This window comes from Methylobacterium sp. Leaf91, assembly GCF_001422815.1.
GTDB lineage: Bacteria > Pseudomonadota > Alphaproteobacteria > Rhizobiales > Beijerinckiaceae > Methylobacterium.
Genome location: NZ_LMMP01000044.1, coordinates 1 through 1,958 on the forward strand (window position 1 = coordinate 1; position 1,958 = coordinate 1,958).

A 1,958-nucleotide genomic window follows, 5' to 3' on the forward strand; every position below is an offset into this window, starting at 1 on the left:
GGTGGCCAGGACGTCATGGACCTGTCGGGTCTCGGCATCACGGCAGCCGACTTCGCCAGCGAGGTCTCGATCAATCAGTCCGGTGCCAACACCACCGTCATGATCGGGGCCGACACGATCCTGCTCCTCCGCGTCAATGCCAACACCGTCACACAGACCGACTTCCACCTGTCGTGACACGATCCGCTTCCTCGCGCTCCTCGGCGCGAGGAAGCTCGAATCGGCAGCATTGATGAATTTATCACGAAACGTCCGCTTCACGGACGCGGCCAGGGGAGAACGCCCGGAGGGGGACGATTTAGCCGACCATTCGGGATGTCGCCGCCCCTGCATGCTCACAACAAGTAACACAAAATTAGACCGGGATATCTTTCCGAAAACCTTCCCTTCATCAAAGCATCAGCCGAGTATATACAGTGGGCTACCTCGTGAAACCGGGGCGAATTGAGCGATAGGTGGGGACAGACCAGCTTCGCTGGCACTGATTCATCAGATCCAGGCCTCGGCGAACCCTCAGTCTCTTAGCCGACGATCTTTGCGTCAATCGACAGAGATTTTCCGAGGCGGTGAATTTCACCGCATGCCCTGGGCCGCCATTGCGGTCCCCCTGTTGTGGACGCCTAAAGACCGAGAAGAGTTATTTGAGGCTGCCACCTAAGCAGCGCGTAACATCTGCTAACCCACAACTTGAATCCCGGAGCGAAACGGTCGTTATCGGTAAATTTAAGTGGTAACGGGGGATTCGCTGTAACGTCCGCTTGTGTGCGGACGGGACAAAGGGTCTGGATGGCGTAGTTGGTCAGATGTGGAGCGATCGCTTCTCGTCCAAAAGCTAAGGTTCGCTCTCTATTCCTACCCCGAGCCGAAGTTGCCGGACGACTAACGAATGACCGCTTACGGGAAGCGTCGATGACGATCCCGACGTCAGACTTGGGTCGCATGCGGAACGTCTGCTTTTGGGCAGGCGGCGAACTTCCGCTTATGGCGCATTGCTGCCGCAGCAAGATGACAACGAGCGTCCGACTGCCGGTATGACCGTGCGCTGCCGGTAAATCGCAGCACGTGCTCCTTCACGTTGCATTGCCGCCGTATGCGTCAGGATATTCGCTCCAGGCTATTGGCGCATTCATGAGCGCGGAGATGCCGGACCCTTCCGGCAAGATGCCAGCGATCGCCGCCTGGATGACGGATGGAGCCAGGAAGGCGAGGTTGAGGGTCATGCGCGCCGAGCGCTCGCTGCAGCCTTCCGCCACGGCGATGGCATGGGTGTCGGCGACACGGCCGCTGACAAGGTCATCGAGCCAGAAGCGAGCCTTGGCGATCCCGTCGACGAGGCGGGCCCGGGTCTCGACCCGCATCGGCCGCAGCGGTACTGTTCCTCCATCACCCTCAGCGCGGATGATCTGGCGCCGACGACGGCTCGGTCGGGCCGACCAAGGCACGTTAAGCGGGGAGGGCTGTATGCTGCCTGCTCCGCACGCCCTGTGATCGTGCTCTGCACCATCCCGCGGGACGAAGCTGATGGCAAGATGGCTCGGGTGAACGACGATGCGGCTGACCTGGGCGAGCAGGGGCATCTCGTCGGATGGGGAAGGTTGGTCTGGGGAGGGTGGTGTAAGCGCCACCCGCACCGCCTGCTCGATCTCGGGTGCCGACACGCGGGCGACCGAGCCGGCCTCGCCGCGCTGCCCCGTCTCGAGGGCGCGCGAGACGTAGTAGCGGTAGCGGAGCGCCCCCTTCCTGGCCGAGCTCGGCGTCATCCGGTTGCCGCGATCATCGTAGAGCAGACCTGTCAGCCACGAGCCGGTGTTGCCCCGGACGGAACCTTGCGCCTGCGCCTTCTCGCTCAGCGCCGCCTGGACCGCATCGAACAGCTCGCGCGGGACGATGCCCTCGTGCTCTCCGGGATAGTGCCGGTCCTTGTGGATCACCTCGCCGATATAGACCCGGTTGCGCAG

At 62.2% G+C, this 1,958-nt stretch carries 1 protein-coding gene; it reads right to left on the reverse strand.

What is annotated here, in order from left to right:
* Window positions 1-1,070: 1,070 nt before the first annotated feature.
* Window positions 1,071-1,958: recombinase family protein (locus tag ASF32_RS18520; protein ID WP_200919184.1), on the reverse strand; the 888-nt coding region annotated here is incomplete at its 5' end.